The following is a 20,638-nucleotide window of genomic DNA, read 5'->3' on the forward strand; positions in this document are numbered from 1 at the left end:
GCAGGAGTAATGCAGATGACTATACAGAACAAAGATTACTGGCTGAGAAAACAGCAGGGCATGAAACTTATTTCGCAGGCATTTATCGATGGTGAGTATAGCAATGCCAGCGATGGTGGCACTTACGATACGATCAACCCGGCAACCGGGGAGCTATTAGTCGCGACGGCCGCATGTACCGAACAGGATGTTGACAGGGCAGTAGCTGCAGCACGTAGAGCATTTGATTCAGGTGTATGGGCAGATCAAGCACCAGGAGAGCGTAAGGCGGTGATGAAAAAGCTGGCTGCCTTGATTATGGAAAATCATGAAGAACTGGCGTTGATGGAGAGCCTTAACGTTGGTAAGCCAGTACAGGATGCCATGAATATCGATATACCGGGCTCTGCCGGTTGCTTTGAGTGGTATGCGGAAACAATCGATAAATTGTATGGTGAGGTTGCACCAACCGATGGTAATAATATTGCCACGATTACCCGTGAACCGATTGGTGTCGTGGCGGCGGTGGTTCCCTGGAATTTTCCGTTGGATATTGCTGCCTGGAAATTGGCACCGGCTCTGATAAGTGGTAACTCAGTGGTCTTGAAACCAGCAGAGCAATCACCGCTGACAGTACTAAAACTGGCAGAGCTGGCAAAGCAGGCAGGTATTCCGGATGGAGTACTCAATGTTGTAACCGGTCACGGGCATATTGTTGGTAAAGCACTGGGCCTGCATAACGATGTTGATTGTTTAGCATTCACCGGCTCGACTCAGGTCGGTAAATTGTTTATGGGGTATTCGGCAGAATCAAACATGAAAGCCGTATGGCCGGAAACCGGGGGTAAGAGCCCTAACCTGATCTTTGCTGATTGTGATATTGATGCTGCTGTTGAACACGCAGCGATGGGTATCTTTTTCAATCAGGGTGAGGTCTGCTCTGCAAATTCTCGGATACTGATTGAAAGCAGTATTAAAGAACAGTTTATCGAGAAATTCCTGGCTAAGGCACAGTCAATGAAAGTGGGTGATCCTTTGGATGCTGACACTCAGGTTGGTGCTCTGATCGATATAAACCATGCCAGTAATGTGCGCAGTTGTATTAATCAGGCCAATGCTGAGGGAGCAAAAATGCTCACCGGTGGTATCGGTGATGAGTCGACCGCAACGGTTGCACCGACAATATTTGACCAGGTGACGCCAGATATGAGTATCGCTCGGGATGAAGTGTTCGGACCGGTAGCTGCGTTGATTAGTTTTGACACTGAAGCCGAAGCACTCGCGATTGCTAATGATTCAATTTACGGTTTGGCTGCCTCTTTATGGACCTCTAATCTGAACCGCGCACACCGGGTTGCGAAGAAGCTGAAAGCGGGTACTGTTTCGGTTAATACCATGGATGCGTTGGATTTCAGTACACCATTTGGTGGCTTTAAGCAGTCCGGTTTTGGCCGCGATTTATCTTTACATGCTTTTGATAAATTCACTCAGCTTAAGACAACCTGGATCAAACTAGGCTGATGCCAGAGCGCCATTAGCAATCGCTAGTGGCGCTTTTTTATTAGCTACAGATTAGCAAATATTGTTACTGCAAACTGAATCAGCGCGCTGTATCCGGGGTAATACATTATTGGCCACCAGCGCGACTATAACGAGCATCAAACCGTAGACCTCCATCGGGTGAATCGCCTTGCCTTGTAAGGCTGCGATGATGAAGGCAGATACCGGAATCATGTTCATAAACAGTAACGAATTAAGCGCGCCCATTTTGGCAACGCCGCTCGACCAGCAGGATACGGCGAGTACTCCGGCGGCCAGGATTAGATAGCTGACCTCGAATAGTACCGGGGTGATTTTCTCAGGTGTTGGCAGGGTGGATGCACCAACAATACTAGCAACAGTATTTGCCATCAGAATGGTGATCAGTCCGGCGCAGCATGACAGTGCGGTGTAACGGCTGGAACTCCAGCCCTGCATCTGACTCAGTCCCATGGAAAAGATAACCCAGCAGGTGACGCCCAGAATGATCATCAGATCGCCTTTGACTGAATCTAACTGTAGCAGGTTGGCAATTTCTCCACGGGATATGACAAGTACAACGCCGATGATGGCTATCAGGGTACAAAGTAAGGTTGTTTTATCGGGTCGCTTGTTATGAGTAAGCCAGCTGATCAGAGCGCTGATCAAAGGCATCAGGGATGCTATTACAGCGCCATGTTCCGCCGGTGCGTGTTTAAGTCCGTGAAATAGCAGAATGCTGAAGCCACAAAAACCACAGGAACCGTAGAGCCAGATGCGAACAAACTGGCCATCGAACCGGAAGGACTGAGGGCCTTCTTTTAGCAGAAGCAGCAGACAAAAAATCAGTGCGCCACAGCCATAACGGATGGTGGTCATTGAATAGGGGTCAAGATACTGAAGCGCCGTTTTAGATACGCCATACATGCCACCCCAGGCGAGTGCAGCGATAAGTAAATGGCTACTGCCAATCAGAGAATTATCAGAGCCTTTGGTGGTATTCATTATGGTTACTCATTGTCTGATGCATATTTAATAATTGAACAAATTGTATGCATCAGGGGCGGGGTAGATAACCCGATGAGTTGATACAACTTCTACAGGTTTTTAAAACATGTCTTTGAAAGCGGAATACCTTAGAGCACTGATTACAACCGAACATAAGGGGAGTCTTTCCGCTGCTGCGGCAGAACTGGGTATCACGGTCTCCAGTGTTAGCTATGCGATTCGCCAGTTAGAAGATGAGCTGGGTGAATGTTTACTCAACCGTGATAAATACCGGGTTAGCCTGACTGGAGCGGGTCAGGCTGCAGCAAAATATGGCACTGAGATTCTGCGTTTACATAGCAGTCTCATTGCAGAGGTAAATCATATAGCGCATGGCTGGGAGCAGGAGTTTCGTATTGTCTTTACTAACATGCTGCGCAGTGAAGTGTTATTTAGCTGGATCGGTGAGTTTTATCGACTCAATACGGGTACCCGCATCCGGGTCATTCGTGAAGTCTATAGCGGTACCTGGGATGCTTTATATGATCAGCGAGCTGACCTGGTCATTGGCGCAGTGGGGCGTCCTCCCCATGAGGTGGATACCCATTCGTTGCCGATAGGCCGACGTGAGCTGAGTCTGGCAATGTCGGTGGATCATCCGCTAGCCAATCAGTCCGCCCCCCTGACAATGGAACAGCTGAACCAATATCGGTTGGTGGATGCGGGCGATAGTAGTCGCTTGATTGATGTGGAGTGTAACAGCAGTACTTATTTGAGCAGTATACATCGTCAGGAACAACTCATAGTCCCCGATCTGTTTGCTCAGAAAGAAGCGATTTTGAGCGGCCTCGGTATTGGTTTTCTACCGCGTTATATGATCGAGAACGAGATCGCTTCCGGGCAAATTTTGGTGCGTGAAGTTTTAAATAGAGATAACAGTGTCGAGCTGTTTACCTGCTGGCGTCAGTCCAGTCGGGGTAAAACGCTGGAATGGTTTACCCAGCGCCTGTTGCAACAGGAATACCGTCAGCAATTTCTCTGAATCAATCTAAGTAGTGGTATTTTAAATGAGTAAAAAAATTAGTGTCTGGCAGCTGGATAAGCTTTCACCTGAACAACAGGAGAAGCTGTTACAGCGCACGGAGTCTGACCTGAGTAACTATATTGCACAGGTTCAGCCGATCATAGAACAGGTTATTGAGCAGGGGGATGCTGCATTAGTTGAGTTTGCCCGACGTTTTGATAGGGCTGAGATCTCCATAGATCAGTTGGGGGTTACTGAATCAGAGTTTGACGCTGCCAGTACACAGACCGATGACGAAACGCTAACCGCGATTCGCTTCGCCGCAGATAATATTCGCCGTTATCATGAAACTCAAAAACCTGGTGAAATGACGATGCAGGAAGTGCGTAGCGGCAGTTTTGTGGGAGAGCGTTTCTTGCCTATTCCATCGGTTGCCTGTTATGTGCCGCGGGGCAAGGGGTCCTTTCCCTCGGTATTACTGATGAATGCGATTCCTGCTCTGGTGGCCGGGGTAAAGCGAACCATTGTTATTACGCCTCCGGGTGAAGATGGAAGCGTGGATGCGGCAACACTAACCGCCTGTCGTGAGATCGGTATTACCGAGGTGTACAAGTGTGGAGGTGCGCAGGCAGTGGCAGCGGTTGCTTATGGCACTGAAACCTTGCCCCGTTGCAGCAAAATAGTCGGCCCGGGGAGCCCCTGGATGGTTGCGGCTAAACAACTGCTGTCGAACCGGATAGATCCGGGCATACCGGCAGGCCCTTCGGAATCGATAGTGTTTGCCGATGACAGTGTTGACGGAGCGCTAGCTGCATTAGATCTTTTGATTGAAGCAGAGCACGGCCCGGACTCTTCCGCCTATCTGGTGACGACCTCTGCTGAAGTGGCTGACGCCGCCATAGCTGCTTTTCCTGAACACTGGGCCAATATGAGCCCACAGCGTGTGGAGTATTCATCGACAGTGCTTTCGGGGCAGATGGGAGGGGTCGTACTGGCTAACAGCATTGAGCAGGCGTTTGATTTTATTAATGCATACGGGCCTGAGCACCTACAGTTACTTAGCCGTGACCCATGGCAGTATCTGGGTCGGATAGAGAATGCCGGAGAAGTTCTATTAGGAACGCATTCACCGAGTACGCTAGGGAATTATGTGTTGGGCTGTAATGCAGTTCTGCCTACTTCTGGCGCGGCAGCGACTGTATCGCCACTGGGGGTAATGGACTTTATGAAGTTTATGTCGGTGGCGTATGTAACTGAGAGTGGTTATCCGGAAATGGCGCAGCATGCAAAGGTGCTGGCAACCTATGAAGGCTTTGATGCACATGCTAATGCGGTGTCTGAATTGCGGCAGAAGTATCTTAATTGAAGTAACTTGTAGGCATAAAAAAGCCGGTCATATGACCGGCTTTTTTATCTGTCCCGAAGGGGAGTAAGGGATCAGAAGGTACGTGAAACAGTGAACACTACAGTGTTATCATCCAGGTCATCAGTGGTCGCACCTTCAACATCGTTGGCCAGGTACGCTAGCGACAGGTCGAGACCAGCAGCGCTGCCGGACACACCAACCGAGTAATCGCTATACTCAGCATCTTTATAGGCGTCGCCTGAGGTATAACCCGCGTGCAGGTCAAGATTAACCTGTTCTGTGATCGCTGTACTGTAATCCAGCGCAATATAGCTGTAGTCATCACCGCTATTTACATAGTCAGGAGCATAGGCTACCAACAGGGTAAGGTCTTTGTATGACGCACGCAGGTCCAGTTCAGCAAAGTCGATATCTGTACCGTCGTTATAACCATGGTATTGGAAGTAATACAGGGTGGCATCGTAGCTCAGGTCTTCAGTAATATCGCCATAGCGGCCGATATAATAATCTATCTCCAGATTGGCATTATCTGTATCGCCAAAGTTTACGTTACTACCCCAGATTCCGGCATAAATACCGTTATCAAAACCAACGTCAAGACTACCTTGCAGAGCCGGATCACCTGAAGTCTGAGAGACTCCACGGAAACGGTAATCATTAGTGAAAGTTACGGTGCCAGACACTTCAGCTGCCTGAGCGGAGAAGGTAGCAGCAAGTAAAGCAGCTGGAGCTAACCAGGTTAGTTTCATCGTTTATTTCCTTATTATTTTATAGAGAAATTATGTTTTTAAAATCACATCAGCATAGAACTGATTTTATAAATATAATGGAGTTTTATGATCGAATAAAATATTATAATCTGATGATTTGTATTATTAAATTCGATGCAGTTTTTTGCTTTTATATTGTTAATCTTTTTAATTTATATTATTTTTTGCATTAATAATAATTAATTTTATTATGATTCCGATCTGTTTTTTTCGGGTAATGGTAAAAAATCGAAAGTTAAAATTCTCGTATAAATACAGAAAAAGGCAGGTCAGAATGATGATGCGCTACTATGTTTGCTCTGGGAGGGCGTTGCATCAAAAGAGCAGCTCATTGATGAAAACCACCGACGGGGTCGGTGGTTATTCGGGTAAAGCAAAGCTAATAAGTTCAGCTCAGAAAGCTAAGCTCCGGCTTTCAGAGAAAACCTTCCTGCTGCAGGTCTGCAGTGGTTGCTTCGATACTTTCACGCAGCGTAGCCACTAAGAAGTCAATATTCTCCTTGGTCAGCGTCAATGGAGGAGAAAGTACGTTCATATGTGCCAATGGACGAACAATCAGACCCCGTGCCTGACAGTGATCAGCGATACGGTTACCTACTTTAGCATCCGGGTCGATCAGTTCTTTGGTTTCTTTGTTGGCTACATTTTCGAGACACATCATAAATTTCCGGCCGCGAACATCACCGACTATCGGCAAATCGATAAGGCCTTTAACCTGTTCTTCGAAGTATGCACCCATATCTTTAACATGACCGCAGATGTTTTCCCGCTCCATGATCTCGATATTCTTAATGCCGGCAGCACAACTCACCGGGTGGCCTGAGTAAGTATAACCGTGGGTAAACAGAGCGCCATCAGCCTGAGGTTTGCTGATCACGTCGTAGATTTCATCCGAGATGATGGTAGCACCCAGAGGCAGGTACCCAGAGGTAAGGCCTTTAGCGCAGGTGATCATATCTGGCACTATGCCGAATTCATCTTCTGAGGCGAACATATGGCCCAGGCGGCCAAATGCGGTGACTACCTCGTCTGATACATAGAGCACTCCGTACTTATGGCATACATCCAGAGTGCGCTTGTGGTAGCCCTTTGGTGGTACGATAACGCCGCCAGCGCCCATAATTGGCTCGGCAAAAAACATGGCTACATTGTCTGGGCCCAGCTCCAGAATTTTATCTTCCAGTTCCTGCACTTTCTCGTCACAGAAAGCTTCGATACTTTGCTCTGCAGGACGACGATACGGATTAGGACAAGAGATATGGTGTACCAATTCCTCTTCGATATCGAAGCCGATATGGTCAAATTTAACACCAGTAATCGACATCGCCATGTAGGTACTGCCGTGATAGCCATCGATGCGTGAGATGATCTTCTTCTTACTTTTCTTACCCAGCTGATTGAAGTAAAAGTGGATCATCCGTACTGCAGTATCATTGGCGACAGAGCCACCGCAACCATAGAAGACATGATTCAGATTACCCGGTGCAAGTTCGGCCAGCTTTGCTGCCAGTTGGGCTGCAGGTATTGTCGTGTGGTGACCAAAGCTTGAATAGTAAGGGATTTTCATGATCTGGTCGGCAATGGCTTCGGCCATCTCTTTGCGTGCATAACCAATATTTACGCACCATAGACCACCAATACCATCGAGGTATTCCCGTCCCTCACCATCTTTTACATGTACATTATCGCTGTCGGCGAGGATCATTGATCCGGTTTCTTTAAAGGTTGAAAAGTCAGTCCATGGGTGAATGTAGTGGTCTTTGTCCTGTTGCCAAACTGTTTTCATATCGATGTTTTTGTTATTGGACATTTTCGAGAACGCTCCTCAAATTATATTTTTGACTATGCCGAATCGCTTAGTTAATACGTTAGAGACTTTACGGATATAAATAAAATATTAAATTATTCTCTAGTGGATTAAAAAAACAAATGCAGTATTGAATAATCTATCAATCACCAGCTTGTTGGTATTCAGTATAGGTGTGGATAGTGTCTGTTTCAGATAGTAGTGTTTTAGTCGTTGTATTTGCTGCTGTTCATTCGCTAGATTCACGGCAGTGAAAACAAAAGGGGTAGCAGGCTAAACCTGCTACCCCGCTTCGTACCGGAGTCAGACATAACCCGACCCCGGAGGATAACTGGTTGAGCCGTTTTGCTACTTAGCTTCCAGGGCTTTTTCAATAGGCTCTGGTTTGAACAGATCCTTCTTCATAACAACTTTTACCCAGAATACAGCTATCACAGACACAACCCCCAGTACGATGCCGGTTGCTGCGAATATCTGATTACTGAGTTCAGGTGCCGGAGAGGCATAGACCACCGCGTAGATCATCCCTGCGATACCGATGATCTGTGGTAAAGGGTAGAACGGTGTTTTATATGGACGCTTAATATCCGGGTAACGACGGCGCAGCGCGATAACATTTATGTGCGTGATGATATAGGCCAGCAACCAAGCGATAGCGGCAGAGATCAGCAGCAAGCCAATGGCATCAGGATTGTCACGCATAATCAGCATAGGCAGACCAGTGATCGCAGCAACAAAGAGTACCGCAACCCAAGGTGTTTTGTTTTTGGTCAGTTTTTTCAGCTGTGGAAAAGCTTGGCCATTCTGTGCCATGCCGTAAAGCATACGAGGGATCGCTGCCAGTGAAGTATTCACCGTACTGCAGGTTGCAGTAACTGCAGCAACCGCCAGGAAGGTTAGACCAATATCACCAAATACCGCCTTAGCAAAATCGTAGTGTGGCAGGGCAGAACCAGCCAAGTCGTCAGCAGGGATATATAGCAGCGCGCCTAAGCAATAAATCGCAATAGTTACGAAAATTACAGTGACACCAATGAACATAGAGCGGGGAATGTTGCGGTTTGGATCTTTGGATTCTTCAACCAGAGGGCAAACGAATTCAGCACCCACATAACCCCAGATTGCCAGAGCTACCAGCGTAATGACTTCTGCGCCCATTGGATTCCAGGTGCTGGTCAGGTCGATACCTTCAGGATGAGGGTTTGCTACTCCGCCAACAGCACTCAGACCCAGCACTAGTAGGACTACGACCATAATGAAAGCCAGTACCGACTGTAGTTTGGCAAACAGGTCTATACCCATCAGGTTTAGTACCGTGAAGATACCTAGCAGTCCAAAGCCGACTGTGTACTGTGGGAACGCCCCCGGGTAGATCTTTTCAATAATAAAATCGACCAGCAGTAGCTCTGCGGATAGTGCAAACATAGCGACTGCAACGTAGCCAGAGAAGACTGCCAGAATAGCAGGGAAGTGGCCCAGGGCAACCTCCGTATAACTACTAAGACTACCAGCACGGGGAATCATCAGAGATAGTTCAGAAAAAGAGTAGATATAGGTTAGTGCTAGAACATAACCGATTACCAGCGGGATAATGAATCCCAAACCAGCAATACCGGCACCTTGCAGCATGAGAACCATAACACCCTGTGAAACGACCAGACCAACGGCGACAGCTAAGAGTGAGCCGAGGCCCAGTACTCTGCGGAAGCCCGATTTCTGGCTGTTATCAGCGCTGACGTCAGCGCTGGTTGCATATGTGGAGTTGTCAGACATTTTTCGCTCCTGAAATAGAGTTTTTATATTTTTGTTATCAGGTTAGTGTTAATTATGGGCCATTATAGATAGCCCGGGTAAATAGTTGCTGGTTATCCTCCTTGGGATTTTTAAGCGCTTAGCTCATCAATCAAGCGCGCCATAAAGGCTTCGCACTGCTGTAGTTGAGAAATGTGGATGAATTCGTCTGGTTTATGTCCCTGATCCATACTGCCAGGACCACATACAACGGTTGGGATGCCCAGTACATTACTGAACAGGCCTCCCTCGGTACCGAAGTTGATGTTGGCGTTTGCAGTGGATTGGGCTAGTTTCTTTACGAAAGCAACGACCTCAGCATCCTCTGCGGTGCTGAGGCCAGGGTATTCAGCGGTAATCTCGATTGAGATATCACAGTCAGCGTCTGTCAGGCGCATTTGGTTAACCAGTTCTTCTGCATAGGCTTCGAACTGTACTAACAGGTCGCGGGGATTTTCTTGAGCGATATTGCGGATTTCAAACAGGAATTCGCAATGATTAGGCACAATATTTAGGGCTGTGCCACCTTTCACCGTACCGGTATGTACGGTGCTGTAAGGGATATCGTAGCCCGCTTCAAAAGGGCCTGAGTTAGCTTTGTTTTGTGCGAGTTGTTCTAACCATACAATCAGGCGGGCAGCATAATTCACGGCATTGATACCCTGCGGGGCCATACCTGAGTGACACTCTTTGCCGGTTACTGTGACTTTTGCCGCCAGCTTACCTTTATGCGCAGTAACAACCTGCATCGAGGTTGGCTCGCCGATAATGCAGACCGCAGGTTGTAAAGGGTGGTTTTGCATCGTGTGAATCAGGCGACGGACACCTACACAGCCGATCTCTTCATCATATGAGAACGCCAGATGGATAGGGGTATGCAGTGGCTGTTTAATCATCTGCGGTACTGCTGCCAATACGACCGCTATGAAGCCCTTCATATCGGTAGTCCCACGGCCGTAGTAGAAGCCATCCTGTTCGGTTAACTGATATGGTTGACGGGTCCAGCGTTGTCCGGTTACAGGCACCGTGTCAGTGTGGCCGGACAGCATAACGCCGGCTTTATTCTCAGAACCGATCGTGGCGAATAGGTTGGCTTTCTTCTCTTTAGTGTCGTGGATCAGCTGGCTGGCGACTCCCAGATTCTCCAGATACCCTTGCACATATGCCATCAGCTGCAGATTGGAGTTACAGCTTGTGGTGTCAAATCCGATCAGCTGATCAAGGATTTCAAGGGTAAGTGGCTGGGCCATTGGTAACTCCGTATTAGTGTTCAGTTAATCTCGCCTGAGCGAAGCAGCCTTCCATGGCCGGTAGTCAGAATCTTCCTGTACAGATGTTTACTATGAACAACTGACTGGGGTTGAGCCGTGAGTAACACCAGTCCAATGAAGGGGAGTAAGGTTGATATAAATCAACATTTCATCTGTTAACTGAGCATAAGGCGATTTTAACTATCATTAAAATATTATTAATCTAACAACTGGATAAGAAAAAGCTATGCAGTTGATGAGGCAAAAAAAACGCAGTCGGATGACTGCGTTTTATGCTGAAAACACTCTCAGTTATTCATCCCCGGGGACACCATAAGAATCAGCATTAGCAGGGGCTTTAGCGCGGGTAATGTAAGCATCCATCTGGGGTTGATAGTTTCCCCAGATCATACGCAGCTCATTAATTGGCTCAATATGCCAGTCGACTCTAAGATTCACTATTGGCCAATTAGGTTCTGCAGCCACTAGTAGCCCGGCCGATTGAATGGGCCCCAGTTCTCCGCCTGCGGCAAGACCTGCTTCCAATGCTTGAAGTAGGCGTTCAGCAAGATGACCACTGCTGTTCTCAAAGCTGTTTATCATCGCTTGAGGCACAGCGGTGTTTTCAAGCAGGTTACCCATGGCAATACAGTTCTTTCCTGCTGCGGTTGCATATAGCCCCAGCGCTTCTGAGCCACTGAAAGTGGCGCTATCTCCAGCAAGATTGAGCAGACCTAACTGACGCCACTGAATATTATCGTCTAATGTCTCCAGTGCCTGCATCACCTCGGCGGTAGGGAGTTTATCGCTCATTAGGTCAAGCGCCAGCGGGCCAAGGTCTGGGTTAGTAACGTTCTGTGTCAGCGCTACGCCTATGCCACTGCGCACGAAGGTGCAGCGGCTGGCAACGCAGATGCTGGAAGAGGTGATTGCACAGCCTACCATGCCGGTATCGGGGCAGACCCCTGCAACGGAAAATGTCATGGTTTATGCCTCATCGTCTGGTATGACAGCAATAATATCGATTTCCATCAGCCATTCTGGCTGGGCTAGCGCCTGAACAACCAAGCCAGTGGATATAGGGAATGTTCCTTTAAACCATTTCCCGGTTTCTTTATAAACGGCTTCGCGAAAGCGGGGGTCGGTAATATAGGTGGTCGTCTTAACGACATGGCTTATATCTGAACCAGCTTCTTCAAGTAACTGTTTAACATTTTTCATCGCTTGTTCGGTTTGCGCACCCGGGTCGCCCAAGCCTATAAGGTTACCATCGAAATCAGTGCCGACCTGGCCCCGGACATAGACGGTGTTACCAGCGCGTACCGCCTGACAAAGATCGTTATCCAGAGTTTGATTTGGATAGGTCTCTTTGGTGTTAAACATACGAATTCGAGTATGAGTTGGCATCTGCTTACTCCAAATAAACTAAAAGTGTAAAAGTAAAAAAGGGTAGAGCCAGTCGGCCTACCCTTAGGTTTAGTTGGCGTTACTGCTTAGCGTTGTGACGGATCACGGTACGCACTGTACTTAAGCTGCGTGGCGATATGGTCTGCAATATGTTTTGCATCATGCCATACACCCCAGATGAAGGTTGATCCACGACGTGACAGCCATGGCAGACCGACAAAATACACACCCGGTTCAGTTGACACACCGCGCTGATGCGCCGGTTTGCCCGCTTCATCGAAGGCATTAACCTTCAACCAGTTGTAATCAACCGCGAAGCCGGTAGCCCAAATGATGGAGGTTATACCCGCTTCAGTCAGATTTAATTCCAGTACAGGGTTGGTCATACACTCAGGATCGGGAAGCATTTTGCGAGCTTCTGGTTCTTCCGGTAGGTCGAGATTATTACGTTCAATATAGGCGTCAGCTGCATCCAGAAGGTCTAGGTAGTTCTTATCACCACGGCCGACGTTTTCAACCAGATTTGGTTTAAATTTAACGCTACCTTGATTGAATGATTCAGTCAGGCCAACCAGGGTGATGCCCTGATGTGCAAGCGCTCGGAAATCAACTGTGCCATTGCCACCATGCGCGCCGGTTACTGCAATAGTAACGTGTTCGGTACCAGGCTTCATCGCCTCGGCATCCCACTCTCCTAATACACCTAACCACCATACAAAGTCACGATTACGATAGGAGCGTGGCGGACGGTCATGGGCGCCTACAGATAGATGTACCTGTCTGCCAGCACGCTGTAGTTCATCAGCAATCTGAACTCCAGAAGAGCCTGCGCCTACCACTAATACACCACCTTCCGGCAGTTGCGCTGGGTTGCGGTACGCGTCAGAGTGAATCTGAGTGATGCCTTCATATACAGGGGCAATCGGTGGGATGACCGGACGCTGGAAAGGTCCTGTTGCTGCAACAACACGGTTAGCTTCGATAATGCCTTCAGAGGTTTCTATCGTGAAACCCGGGCGATCGGTATTTCGTTCTACTTTCTTTACTTCGACGCCAGTGCGAATTGGAGCGTTAAACTTCTCGGAATAAGCTACGAAATAATCAGCCACCTGTTCTTTCGCTACAAATGCGTCCGGGTCGTGATCTTCAAACTCCAGGCCAGGAAAGCGGTCATGCCATGCTGGTCCATTGGCAACCAATGAATCCCATCGGCCAGTGCGCCATTGTTCAGCTATACGATTACGCTCCAAGACCAGATGCGGTACCTTGAGGTTGCTCAGGTGTTCGCTCATGGCTATGCCGGCCTGACCGGCGCCAATAATAAGCGTATCTATTTCTATTTTATCAACGGTCATTTATGTGTCCTGTTTTTGTTATGTCAGTCTTTCAAGGAGTGATGGTCCATAGAAACCTGCCTTGGTGTATCTGCTCTATCGTCTGTCCAGTGGTAGTAATCATTGGATTCTGATCTGGAAAATATTTCTTAGACTCTATGTGTTTAGTCTGATTTCTTGTCAGCTATATCAGGCTGTATGAAGGTGCTCACACAGACTCCTTTGAACGCCTATTTAGGTTATGAGGAAAACCTGCATTGTTAAAATATTATTAACTTTTCAATTGCATTGGAAAAACTGATGCATATCTGACTTCTATCCATTTGTATGAACAAAGGTAGTTTCTGAAGGGAAATGGGGGGCTAATCTGAGGACAGGAAAAATAGCTTTAGTAACTGATAGAATGTGAAATATTAATCTTGCGTATCGGGGAATAGTTATTTCGTTAGAGGTAAGAGCGAGGTTTGTAATAATTACTATGAATTAGCCTGCTGTCTGTAGTAACCCGAATACACAAATCACCTAACTTAAAATGCGCTAGTTAGTTTTTGAGTGCAGAGAAGTTTGTTAAATTTGAAATTATTTAAACGGTCGCCAATGTTTATCTCATCGTCATATCGGCTATCATTGTTACGCTTTAATGTGGATAGAGACATCGAGAGAGTGACGGACCATGACAGTGCAGTCTAATCAAGAAATAACCCCTAGCGTGAAAGGCTGGTTGAGTCGTGGCTGGCAGGACTTCAGGCGTACCTGGGTGATTAGCATGATGTTCAGCTCAATATTCCTACTGATCTCTTTGGTGGCGTACTGGCAGCTGTTAAAGCTCGATTTAGGCTTAGTGCTATATCCGTTTATTGCCGGCTTTATGGTGGTAGCACCATTGTTGGTAACCGGCTTTCAGCGGGTAGGGCGAATGCTGCATGAAGGGAAACAACCAGGCTTTATCGACCTGTTAAAAGGGGTTAGAGAGACGACTCCCGGAATATTCTTTTTAACTTTTGTGCTCTGTATTTGCTATTTGATCTGGGTGACCGATGCGGTGGTTATCTATGGGATGTATTTTGGTGTCAAAGCGGTTCCCATTAATGCGGAATTGCTGTCTGACCCAGTGCTACGGGAAAGCCTATTTTCCTATCTGATGTTTACTGGCCTGATGGGCTTTGTTATTGCGCAGATGGGCTTTATGGTTGGCGCGTTTTCAATTCCTTTGATTATGCATCAGAAAATGAATTTTGTTGACGCGGTGTTTTCCAGCGTGGCGACCGTATGGCGGCATAAACTGCTAATGTTTCGCTGGGCACTGTCATTAGCACTGCTCATGCTCACCACGCTCATTGTGGCTCTGCCTTTGTTGGTGGTTGTCTTACCTGTAACAGCGTACGCCAGTTATGAAGCCTATGTGGATTTGTTGAAACCTGCTAAGAGCTGAGGGCCTTGGTCAGTGGGTATTAAACAAGAAATTTTTCTTACGTGTCTGGTGATTACTTTTTCTTTGCTTAAAGTCCGAAAAATCTAACTAGAATTCCATAGTTATGACTCACCAATGGTCATGTTTTAGCTATGTATACATTAGTGACTTATTCGCATGTTCCTTTATAAATTGTCTATGAAAACAGGATCGAAGGATTCATTCAGCGATAATTTGTGCTGTTTTATATGAGAAGCTACTTAGTTCGGGTGTCGGAAATTGCTGGCTAGAGCATGACTTACTGTCAGGGAATTGTTTGCCACTACATGCACAGCCTGAAGCCAGCACGATAGAAAAGAGAAGACTAACCAGGGAGAGTTTTTTCATGAGTAATATCCTTACTTATGAAGTCCTTAGTCAAAAATTTTTATAATTAATTATTCAATAATGGCTTCTACTTTTTCTACATACGTATCTTCATCAAGGTTGTATTTGTTACCAAAGTAGAGCGTTGTACTACCTTTTTCGTGGGCGACTAAATTGCAGATTATTCCTCCGAAAATGATACCTGGTTCACGAAAAGGAATAAGAGTTCTAGATTTATTGCAGTCAACACTTGCTATTTCTGGTGAGGAAGAGGCTGCCCAAGGGTAATACCCCCATCGCCCAGGAAAACCATTTCCAATGGCTAAAAGCTCCGTGATGTCTCCTTTCTTTACATGTAACACCGAGATGTCATTGTTTTTTTCTACGAGACTTAAGTAACTATGCCTAGTGCCAGCGCAACCTTGAAGAAGAATTGATATTACAAATAGATAAGTGATGTGTCTCATATGCTGTCCTGATTATGTCACCCCATATCTGGCACGACTTTTTGCGAATTCGGTTGCTGGCGTTTGTTTGTTTTATTAAAGGCTGTGTTTTTCAGAGGAATTAATACAACGACTCTTTTCATCTTTGGGAATAAGAAACTGAGTAATTAGCTTGCTTTTATCAAAGTAAATACTTGGGCAATTAGGTACATGCATCCAATAGTCCATCTCGCTCAAGTCCAGAAACCAACCATTCTCTAATTTTAATTTACTGTCTTTGATTTTATAGCCATACGTATTGGAATACGGCATACCATTACTAACAGAGGTTAGAGTTTCCCCGAAAACATGCCATTGTCCAGTACTACCTAAATAATTCAGCTTATTAGTGATAGTAGACAGCTCTATTTGAGGGAAGCTCTTAAGTGTTAGCGAGTTTATATTTAAATCTCGATTACCAGAAGCTATTGAGGTAGAAATTGTCGCTATATATAAAAGTATGATAATGAGCGCTTTCACTTAAAAAACTCCATATTTAAAAAACAAAGCAAACACCTAAAACAGCTGGCACAGTATGCGTCGAAGGCCTTTCCTCAAAGCAGTACTTAATCACAAGATACCTTAGATGAATCGTATTCTTACATTGATATTTACAATTCACCCAGTGAGTTTCGGTAGTATTCAAACATTGCCCGGTGCTGACTATCTGCCTGAAACAAGCCTTCTTCAACCTCAGTGATCATGCCCCGCTTAGACAAGGTATAGAGACCCTGTTCCAGCGCGTAATCCTCATCCTGTTTTGGCACCAGCATATAGCGTCCCTGTTTTCGAAGGCCGATAAATATGTCGTAACCTTTCACTTTAAGGTCAAGTTCTGAGACCGGTTGATCCAGGTTGTTGAGGAAAATTGCTGAGAGAATAGAGACCGGCAGAATAGGCAGGTGCTGTTCTATCTCCTGGGCGATATCTTCTCCCAACTGACCGATTGCCTGTTTGCGTGCCGCGCTGTCACACTGGTTTAGATCGATGCCGTTCTTTTGCTGCCATTGTTGTAACGAGATCGGGTCACCATAGTTTACACAGGCATAACCGAACGGCTTGTGCTGATGGGGCAGCATGTGGGGCACTAACTGCAACAGGAACTTGCCAAATGAAAGTATGGAGTAAAACCGGCCCTTTTGTTTGAAGCCATGTTCTTGATTGGCTAGTAGGGTTTTATCCTCAGGGATCTTGTCGTAATTCAGTGCGGTGGGGATAAAGACAATGTCTTTGCAGTTACCTTGTCCCATCGCTTTAGTGACATAGTTGAGCATTCCCAGCTTAAGTGGCTGCATCTTGCCATCCCGGCTTAATCCGCCTTCGATAAACAAACCCTGTGGGATACAGTTACTAACCGCCAGCGAGACATAGCGCTCCAGCATTTTGCGGTACAGCGTGCTGCCGCTATCGCGCCGGATAATGTAAAAACCGATCGCATGAAGCAATTGTTGAAACGGGAATCCGCGGGCCCACTCACCGGCGGAATAGGATATAGCCGCTTTGCGTGATGCCAGGTAGATGAGGAAAAAAGGGTCGAAATTGGAACGGTGATTGGAAACAATTACGATACAGCTGTTTGGATCGATATTGTCGTATTGTTTTTCAGCGCTGTAACCCACTTTCACCCAGTAAAGGAAACGTAAGAACCCCCGGGCTAACCAAAAGCCTAATCGGAAATAGAGCAGGACATTAAAGGAGGGTACAAGCTCTTCAGCATATTCGGATGCTCGCTTGTTTACTTCGATGGCGTCTGTGTCGCCGGTCCTGATCTCTTCGGCAATAGCAGCAATAACGTCCGGGTCACTGAGAAGCTTATCTATTAGTAGGCTTCGGCGACAATGGGTCTGGGGAGTGAATCCGTGGCTGAGCTTATCATCCAGAAAATGTGAGGTTTTGAGGGTACGCTTACGATAAAAACGTTTAAACCAGGGCGATAAAAAATAGTGGAAAAGACCGAGTCCTGCCAGTATTGCCAAGAGGAAAAACAACCACAGGGGTAGGTTTATCGTATCGCTAAACATGACGAAGTCCTTGAGCAGGTAATACGGCTATTACTGTGCATTATCCTGTTTCTCCAATTGACTAAAGACTGCTCGCAGACGCCAGAGGGGCTGTTGATCCCGGATTAATCCCAGCGGAATAGTAAAGTGGCCGCGGTGGTAAACAAAACGGTTCTGAGACGGCACCTGCCAGCTGTCCATATGCGCTTGTCCTGAGGCAAATGGGGTGACGATATCTTCAGAGCCCATGACGCTAATAATTTGTTCGGGCGGCATTGCCGGTGTATCTTCCGGATCCAGTTTATTCAACCATTCTCGTGCCAGCTCTTTATTCCAGCCCTGATCACGCAGCGCATCGGAAAGGTGCCACAGGTCAGACAATGCGCCATCCAGAGAAGCTTCAGCGATATGCGTACAGTGGGTTACCATAAACAGAGCATCGGGTTGCAATCTCTCGGGCCAGGTTTTCGCTCTGACAGCGATTGCTTTGGCGGTTTGTGCTCCCAAACTGCTACCACCAATGGCCACCGGACCGCTACTGGTGTTACGGCACCAATCCATCAAAACTGCCCATTCTCGGGTTTGTGCTGCGAGAAATTCGATCATGCCAACCGGCGCGGTTGACAGTAAACGTTCGCCGCCGAAGTGCCCGGGTATTACTCGTCGTCCATGCCAGGGCGCTTCGGGGCGTACAACCCGAATGCCCATGCTGGTTAAGGCATGCACCTCATCAATCAGGTTATGAAAATGATCAAATTCAACGAAAATACCATGGCCGAAAATCAGTGTGGGAGGATTTATTACTCCGACTGGTTCATGCACCCGGGCATAGGCCAGATCATTCATATCTTCTGAAGGAGATTGAAAGCGTATCCAGTAATCCCTTCCGCTAGGGACAGGAATCGAACGAGACTCTTCTACTTCGGGGAAATGATCGGGCAAAGCAAAGGTTGCCTCAAAGGTGGCTTGATCAGGGTATTTGGAATGGGTTTCTTCTGGGGTTGGCGGACGCAAGGCTATCGATTGTTTAACCATCTTTCTGAAGGGAGTGAACTGCTTACGCATCATCAGATATTCGGTGCGGGTATCAAGCCGCATCTCTTCTGCAATTAACAGGCGTTGTTCAGTGACAGTCTCATCACCAAACAGATATGCCTGCCAGACCTGTTCGGTCATCAGGTTTTTTAACCGGGCATGTTCAAAGTTAGCCAATACCCGTTTGGCTTTTTGACAATGTTTTGGTGAAGGGGCTATGTCGGCTTCGACACAGAAGCTATCCACTGATCCTTCAGCCGCACGAGCAGACGCCCAGAGCCGGGAAAGAGGGAAGAACCAGTGCTCAAGGATCCATAGGATCAAACGATCAAGCCAGGGACGGGTGAGAAGTGGACTCAGAGAGGAGCGTAAAAAGCGCATCACTCGATCTGAGGCGATATGCCGGGGTCGTTTTATCATACCCAATATACTAAAGTGATACGCAAATAATGTATATGCAATATATATCGTAGTGCTTTGTTTTTTTAGTGAGTAATAGAGGTATCCAGTAGCAGAAGTCCTAATGTATTGAGTGTTAATAAAGGGTGAATGTTGAGGGTGGTGCATGGCCTTGAATTACTCTTAAGAAGAGCTGGGCATAGTGGCGCATTGATATGGTTTTATAAAACGTATATTCGAAGTCGAAATTTCCAGCTGAGGTTTCATATCGACTCTTTAGCGGCAATCATGCTTCAATTCTTTCGCAGCAGTCGCTTAGTCGCATCCTTCCCAGGTTCCTTGTTTTCCTTTCTGAAAACTATTTGATAAGCATTTGATTTATAATACTCAGATAGGCCTGTATTAAGATGGCCAATGGTTTTGTAATTTAGGGCTTAGTTCTTTGATTAATAAAGATAAAATTTCTGTTGTTTTTGTGTGTCTAGGTAATATTTGTCGTTCACCAACAGCCCACGGTGTTTTTCGTGAGCTTGTAGAGCGCAGCGGACTGGCGCATCGGATTGAGATCGATTCTGCCGGTACAGCCGCCTATCATGTCGGCAATTCTCCCGACCATAGATCTGCCGCTGCAGCCTTGCAAAGGGGTTATGATCTCAGCGACCTGAGGGCCCGCCAGGCGATAGTGGCTGATTTTGGACGCTACGATTATATTCTGGCGATGGATGTCCAGAATCTGGAGAATCTTCAGTCAATCTGTCCGACAAGCTATGCAGGCTATCTGGGGTTGTTTCTAGAACTGGCTGATTTGGAGGAGCGAGAAGTGCCCGATCCCTACTATGGTGGTTCTTCTGGTTTTGATCACGTTCTGGATCTGGTTGAAGCCGCATCTGAGGCACTCTTAAAAAGAATTACCCAGGAGCTTAGTTAATGTTGCTTGAACTTCAGGAAAATATCTCCCTTAAGTCTTTTAACAGTTTTGGTTTTGATGTCTCAGCACGGTATTTTGTTGAGCTTAAATCTGTCGAGCAATTTGAAGCGTTACATCAGTTGATTGCAGATTGTGATCTGCCGGTTTTGATTATCGGAGGAGGGAGCAATCTCATCCTGACAAATGATCTGAACCAGTTCGTTGTAGTGAACCGTATATCCGGACATTCAATCTCAGAGGCCGAGGATGGGACGTTGTGCGTAACAGCTGGTGCAGGAGAAGATTGGCACACTTTAGTCCGTTGGACGCTTGAGCAGGGCTGCTATGGGCTGGAAAATCTTTCGTTGATTCCCGGTACGGTGGGCGCAGCGCCGATGCAGAATATTGGCGCATACGGGGTAGAGTTGAAGGATCGTATGCTCAGCCTTGAAGCCTTTGATCTGAATACCGGTGAAAAGCAGAGGTTTAGCTGCGAAGAGTGTCAGTTTGGTTACCGTGATAGTGTTTTTAAAAGTCGTTATCCAGGGCGTTATCTGATTACCAGTGTTACCTTCAGTCTTAGTCGTACCTTTGAGCCCGTGCTGCATTACGGCGGTTTAATTGGGGAACTTGAGGCCCGTGGTATTGAGTCTCCCGGTGCTTTGCAGTTAAGTGACCTGATCTGCGAGACACGCAACTCTAAGCTGCCTCAACCTGAATTAATTGGAAATGCCGGCAGCTTTTTTAAGAATCCGGTAATTCAGACGCAGCAGGCCGAGCAGCTTAAAGAACGTTACCCAGG

The 20,638-nt window shown here is 46.9% G+C and carries 19 protein-coding genes; 6 read left to right on the forward strand and 13 right to left on the reverse strand.

Annotated elements, in window-relative coordinates; translation table 11 throughout:
* Window positions 1-15 precede the first annotated feature (15 nt).
* The gene (locus QZZ54_RS04470; RefSeq protein WP_290699427.1) at window positions 16-1,500 is read left to right on the forward strand and encodes an aldehyde dehydrogenase; all 1,485 of its coding nucleotides are present in this window, start codon (window positions 16-18) and stop codon (window positions 1,498-1,500) included.
* A 51-nt stretch (window positions 1,501-1,551) separates the two neighbouring features.
* Here QZZ54_RS04470 and QZZ54_RS04475 read toward each other — a convergent pair whose 3' ends face one another.
* Window positions 1,552-2,502 (reverse strand): DMT family transporter, encoded by a 951-nt coding sequence (locus QZZ54_RS04475; RefSeq protein ID WP_290699429.1) that lies wholly within the window; start codon window positions 2,500-2,502, stop codon window positions 1,552-1,554.
* Between the two features lie 109 nt (window positions 2,503-2,611).
* On the opposite strand from QZZ54_RS04475, the gene QZZ54_RS04480 reads away from it, so the two are divergent.
* Both QZZ54_RS04480 and hisD read left to right on the forward strand, forming a co-directional pair.
* Window positions 2,612-3,526, forward strand: coding sequence for a LysR family transcriptional regulator (locus tag QZZ54_RS04480; protein ID WP_290699432.1), 915 nt, complete (start codon window positions 2,612-2,614; stop codon window positions 3,524-3,526).
* A gap of 25 nt (window positions 3,527-3,551) precedes the next feature.
* Window positions 3,552-4,874, forward strand: a complete 1,323-nt coding sequence (gene hisD / locus QZZ54_RS04485) for a histidinol dehydrogenase (protein ID WP_290699436.1) — start codon at window positions 3,552-3,554, stop codon at window positions 4,872-4,874.
* A gap of 71 nt (window positions 4,875-4,945) precedes the next feature.
* Here the strand turns inward: hisD and QZZ54_RS04490 are convergent, their stop codons facing one another.
* From QZZ54_RS04490 to QZZ54_RS04520, 7 genes are all read right to left on the reverse strand, one after another.
* Entirely contained in the window at window positions 4,946-5,623 is a 678-nt protein-coding gene (locus tag QZZ54_RS04490; protein ID WP_290699439.1) for a TorF family putative porin, read from the reverse strand.
* A 436-nt stretch (window positions 5,624-6,059) separates the two neighbouring features.
* On the reverse strand, window positions 6,060-7,454 hold the full coding sequence (locus tag QZZ54_RS04495) for an aminotransferase (RefSeq protein WP_290699443.1): 1,395 nt from the start codon (window positions 7,452-7,454) through the stop codon (window positions 6,060-6,062).
* Window positions 7,455-7,799: 345 nt separating this feature from the next.
* Window positions 7,800-9,224 (reverse strand): APC family permease, encoded by a 1,425-nt coding sequence (locus tag QZZ54_RS04500; RefSeq protein WP_290699446.1) that lies wholly within the window; start codon window positions 9,222-9,224, stop codon window positions 7,800-7,802.
* Window positions 9,225-9,334: 110 nt separating this feature from the next.
* A complete protein-coding gene (gene argE, locus QZZ54_RS04505) occupies window positions 9,335-10,492 on the reverse strand; it encodes an acetylornithine deacetylase (protein WP_290699449.1) in 1,158 nt (385 codons plus the stop codon).
* A 312-nt stretch (window positions 10,493-10,804) separates the two neighbouring features.
* Window positions 10,805-11,476 (reverse strand): DUF1028 domain-containing protein, encoded by a 672-nt coding sequence (locus QZZ54_RS04510; protein ID WP_290699452.1) that lies wholly within the window; start codon window positions 11,474-11,476, stop codon window positions 10,805-10,807.
* A gap of 3 nt (window positions 11,477-11,479) precedes the next feature.
* Window positions 11,480-11,899 (reverse strand): RidA family protein, encoded by a 420-nt coding sequence (locus QZZ54_RS04515; RefSeq protein ID WP_290699455.1) that lies wholly within the window; start codon window positions 11,897-11,899, stop codon window positions 11,480-11,482.
* A gap of 86 nt (window positions 11,900-11,985) precedes the next feature.
* Window positions 11,986-13,254 (reverse strand): NAD(P)/FAD-dependent oxidoreductase, encoded by a 1,269-nt coding sequence (locus QZZ54_RS04520; RefSeq protein WP_290699458.1) that lies wholly within the window; start codon window positions 13,252-13,254, stop codon window positions 11,986-11,988.
* A 658-nt stretch (window positions 13,255-13,912) separates the two neighbouring features.
* Here QZZ54_RS04520 and QZZ54_RS04525 point away from each other — a divergent pair.
* Window positions 13,913-14,665: a DUF2189 domain-containing protein gene (locus QZZ54_RS04525; RefSeq protein ID WP_290699461.1), complete on the forward strand. Its 753-nt coding sequence runs from the start codon at window positions 13,913-13,915 to the stop codon at window positions 14,663-14,665.
* A 198-nt stretch (window positions 14,666-14,863) separates the two neighbouring features.
* Here QZZ54_RS04525 and QZZ54_RS04530 read toward each other — a convergent pair whose 3' ends face one another.
* From QZZ54_RS04530 to QZZ54_RS04550, 5 genes are all read right to left on the reverse strand, one after another.
* Complete coding sequence (locus tag QZZ54_RS04530; protein WP_290699464.1) at window positions 14,864-15,031, reverse strand: hypothetical protein; 168 nt, start codon at window positions 15,029-15,031, stop codon at window positions 14,864-14,866.
* A gap of 50 nt (window positions 15,032-15,081) precedes the next feature.
* Window positions 15,082-15,477 carry a hypothetical protein gene (locus QZZ54_RS04535; RefSeq protein ID WP_290699467.1) on the reverse strand — a complete coding sequence of 132 codons (396 nt, stop codon included), beginning with the start codon at window positions 15,475-15,477 and terminating at the stop codon, window positions 15,082-15,084.
* 75 nt (window positions 15,478-15,552) lie between these two features.
* Window positions 15,553-15,975, reverse strand: a complete 423-nt coding sequence (locus QZZ54_RS04540) for a hypothetical protein (protein WP_290699470.1) — start codon at window positions 15,973-15,975, stop codon at window positions 15,553-15,555.
* 131 nt (window positions 15,976-16,106) lie between these two features.
* Entirely contained in the window at window positions 16,107-17,516 is a 1,410-nt protein-coding gene (locus QZZ54_RS04545) for a 1-acyl-sn-glycerol-3-phosphate acyltransferase (protein ID WP_290699473.1), read from the reverse strand.
* A gap of 30 nt (window positions 17,517-17,546) precedes the next feature.
* Window positions 17,547-18,950, reverse strand: coding sequence for a hypothetical protein (locus QZZ54_RS04550; protein WP_290699476.1), 1,404 nt, complete (start codon window positions 18,948-18,950; stop codon window positions 17,547-17,549).
* A 421-nt stretch (window positions 18,951-19,371) separates the two neighbouring features.
* Between QZZ54_RS04550 and QZZ54_RS04555 the strand changes: the two genes are divergently transcribed.
* Both QZZ54_RS04555 and murB read left to right on the forward strand, forming a co-directional pair.
* Window positions 19,372-19,857, forward strand: a complete 486-nt coding sequence (locus QZZ54_RS04555) for a low molecular weight protein-tyrosine-phosphatase (RefSeq protein WP_290699479.1) — start codon at window positions 19,372-19,374, stop codon at window positions 19,855-19,857.
* A partial coding sequence (gene murB, locus QZZ54_RS04560; protein ID WP_290699482.1) for a UDP-N-acetylmuramate dehydrogenase occupies window positions 19,857-20,638 on the forward strand: 782 nt, incomplete at its 3' end. The genes QZZ54_RS04555 and murB, both read left to right, overlap by 1 nt.

The sequence above is a fragment of the Amphritea sp. genome, from assembly GCF_016744155.1.
Lineage (GTDB): Bacteria > Pseudomonadota > Gammaproteobacteria > Pseudomonadales > Balneatricaceae > Amphritea.

Excerpts from the sequence above, each read along its gene's own strand:
- hisD (WP_290699436.1), top strand. The coding sequence starts at position 3,552 with ATGAGTAAAAAAATTAGTGTCTGGCAGCTGGATAAGCTTTCACCTGAA.
- QZZ54_RS04480 (WP_290699432.1), top strand. The coding sequence starts at position 2,612 with ATGTCTTTGAAAGCGGAATACCTTAGAGCACTGATTACAACCGAACAT.
- QZZ54_RS04510 (WP_290699452.1), bottom strand. The coding sequence starts at position 11,476 with ATGACATTTTCCGTTGCAGGGGTCTGCCCCGATACCGGCATGGTAGGC.
- QZZ54_RS04515 (WP_290699455.1), bottom strand. The coding sequence starts at position 11,899 with ATGCCAACTCATACTCGAATTCGTATGTTTAACACCAAAGAGACCTAT.
- QZZ54_RS04495 (WP_290699443.1), bottom strand. The coding sequence starts at position 7,454 with ATGTCCAATAACAAAAACATCGATATGAAAACAGTTTGGCAACAGGAC.
- QZZ54_RS04490 (WP_290699439.1), bottom strand. The coding sequence starts at position 5,623 with ATGAAACTAACCTGGTTAGCTCCAGCTGCTTTACTTGCTGCTACCTTC.
- QZZ54_RS04500 (WP_290699446.1), bottom strand. The coding sequence starts at position 9,224 with ATGTCTGACAACTCCACATATGCAACCAGCGCTGACGTCAGCGCTGAT.
- QZZ54_RS04545 (WP_290699473.1), bottom strand. The coding sequence starts at position 17,516 with ATGTTTAGCGATACGATAAACCTACCCCTGTGGTTGTTTTTCCTCTTG.
- QZZ54_RS04530 (WP_290699464.1), bottom strand. The coding sequence starts at position 15,031 with ATGAAAAAACTCTCCCTGGTTAGTCTTCTCTTTTCTATCGTGCTGGCT.
- argE (WP_290699449.1), bottom strand. The coding sequence starts at position 10,492 with ATGGCCCAGCCACTTACCCTTGAAATCCTTGATCAGCTGATCGGATTT.
- QZZ54_RS04520 (WP_290699458.1), bottom strand. The coding sequence starts at position 13,254 with ATGACCGTTGATAAAATAGAAATAGATACGCTTATTATTGGCGCCGGT.
- QZZ54_RS04535 (WP_290699467.1), bottom strand. The coding sequence starts at position 15,477 with ATGAGACACATCACTTATCTATTTGTAATATCAATTCTTCTTCAAGGT.
- QZZ54_RS04470 (WP_290699427.1), top strand. The coding sequence starts at position 16 with ATGACTATACAGAACAAAGATTACTGGCTGAGAAAACAGCAGGGCATG.
- QZZ54_RS04550 (WP_290699476.1), bottom strand. The coding sequence starts at position 18,950 with ATGATAAAACGACCCCGGCATATCGCCTCAGATCGAGTGATGCGCTTT.
- QZZ54_RS04475 (WP_290699429.1), bottom strand. The coding sequence starts at position 2,502 with ATGAATACCACCAAAGGCTCTGATAATTCTCTGATTGGCAGTAGCCAT.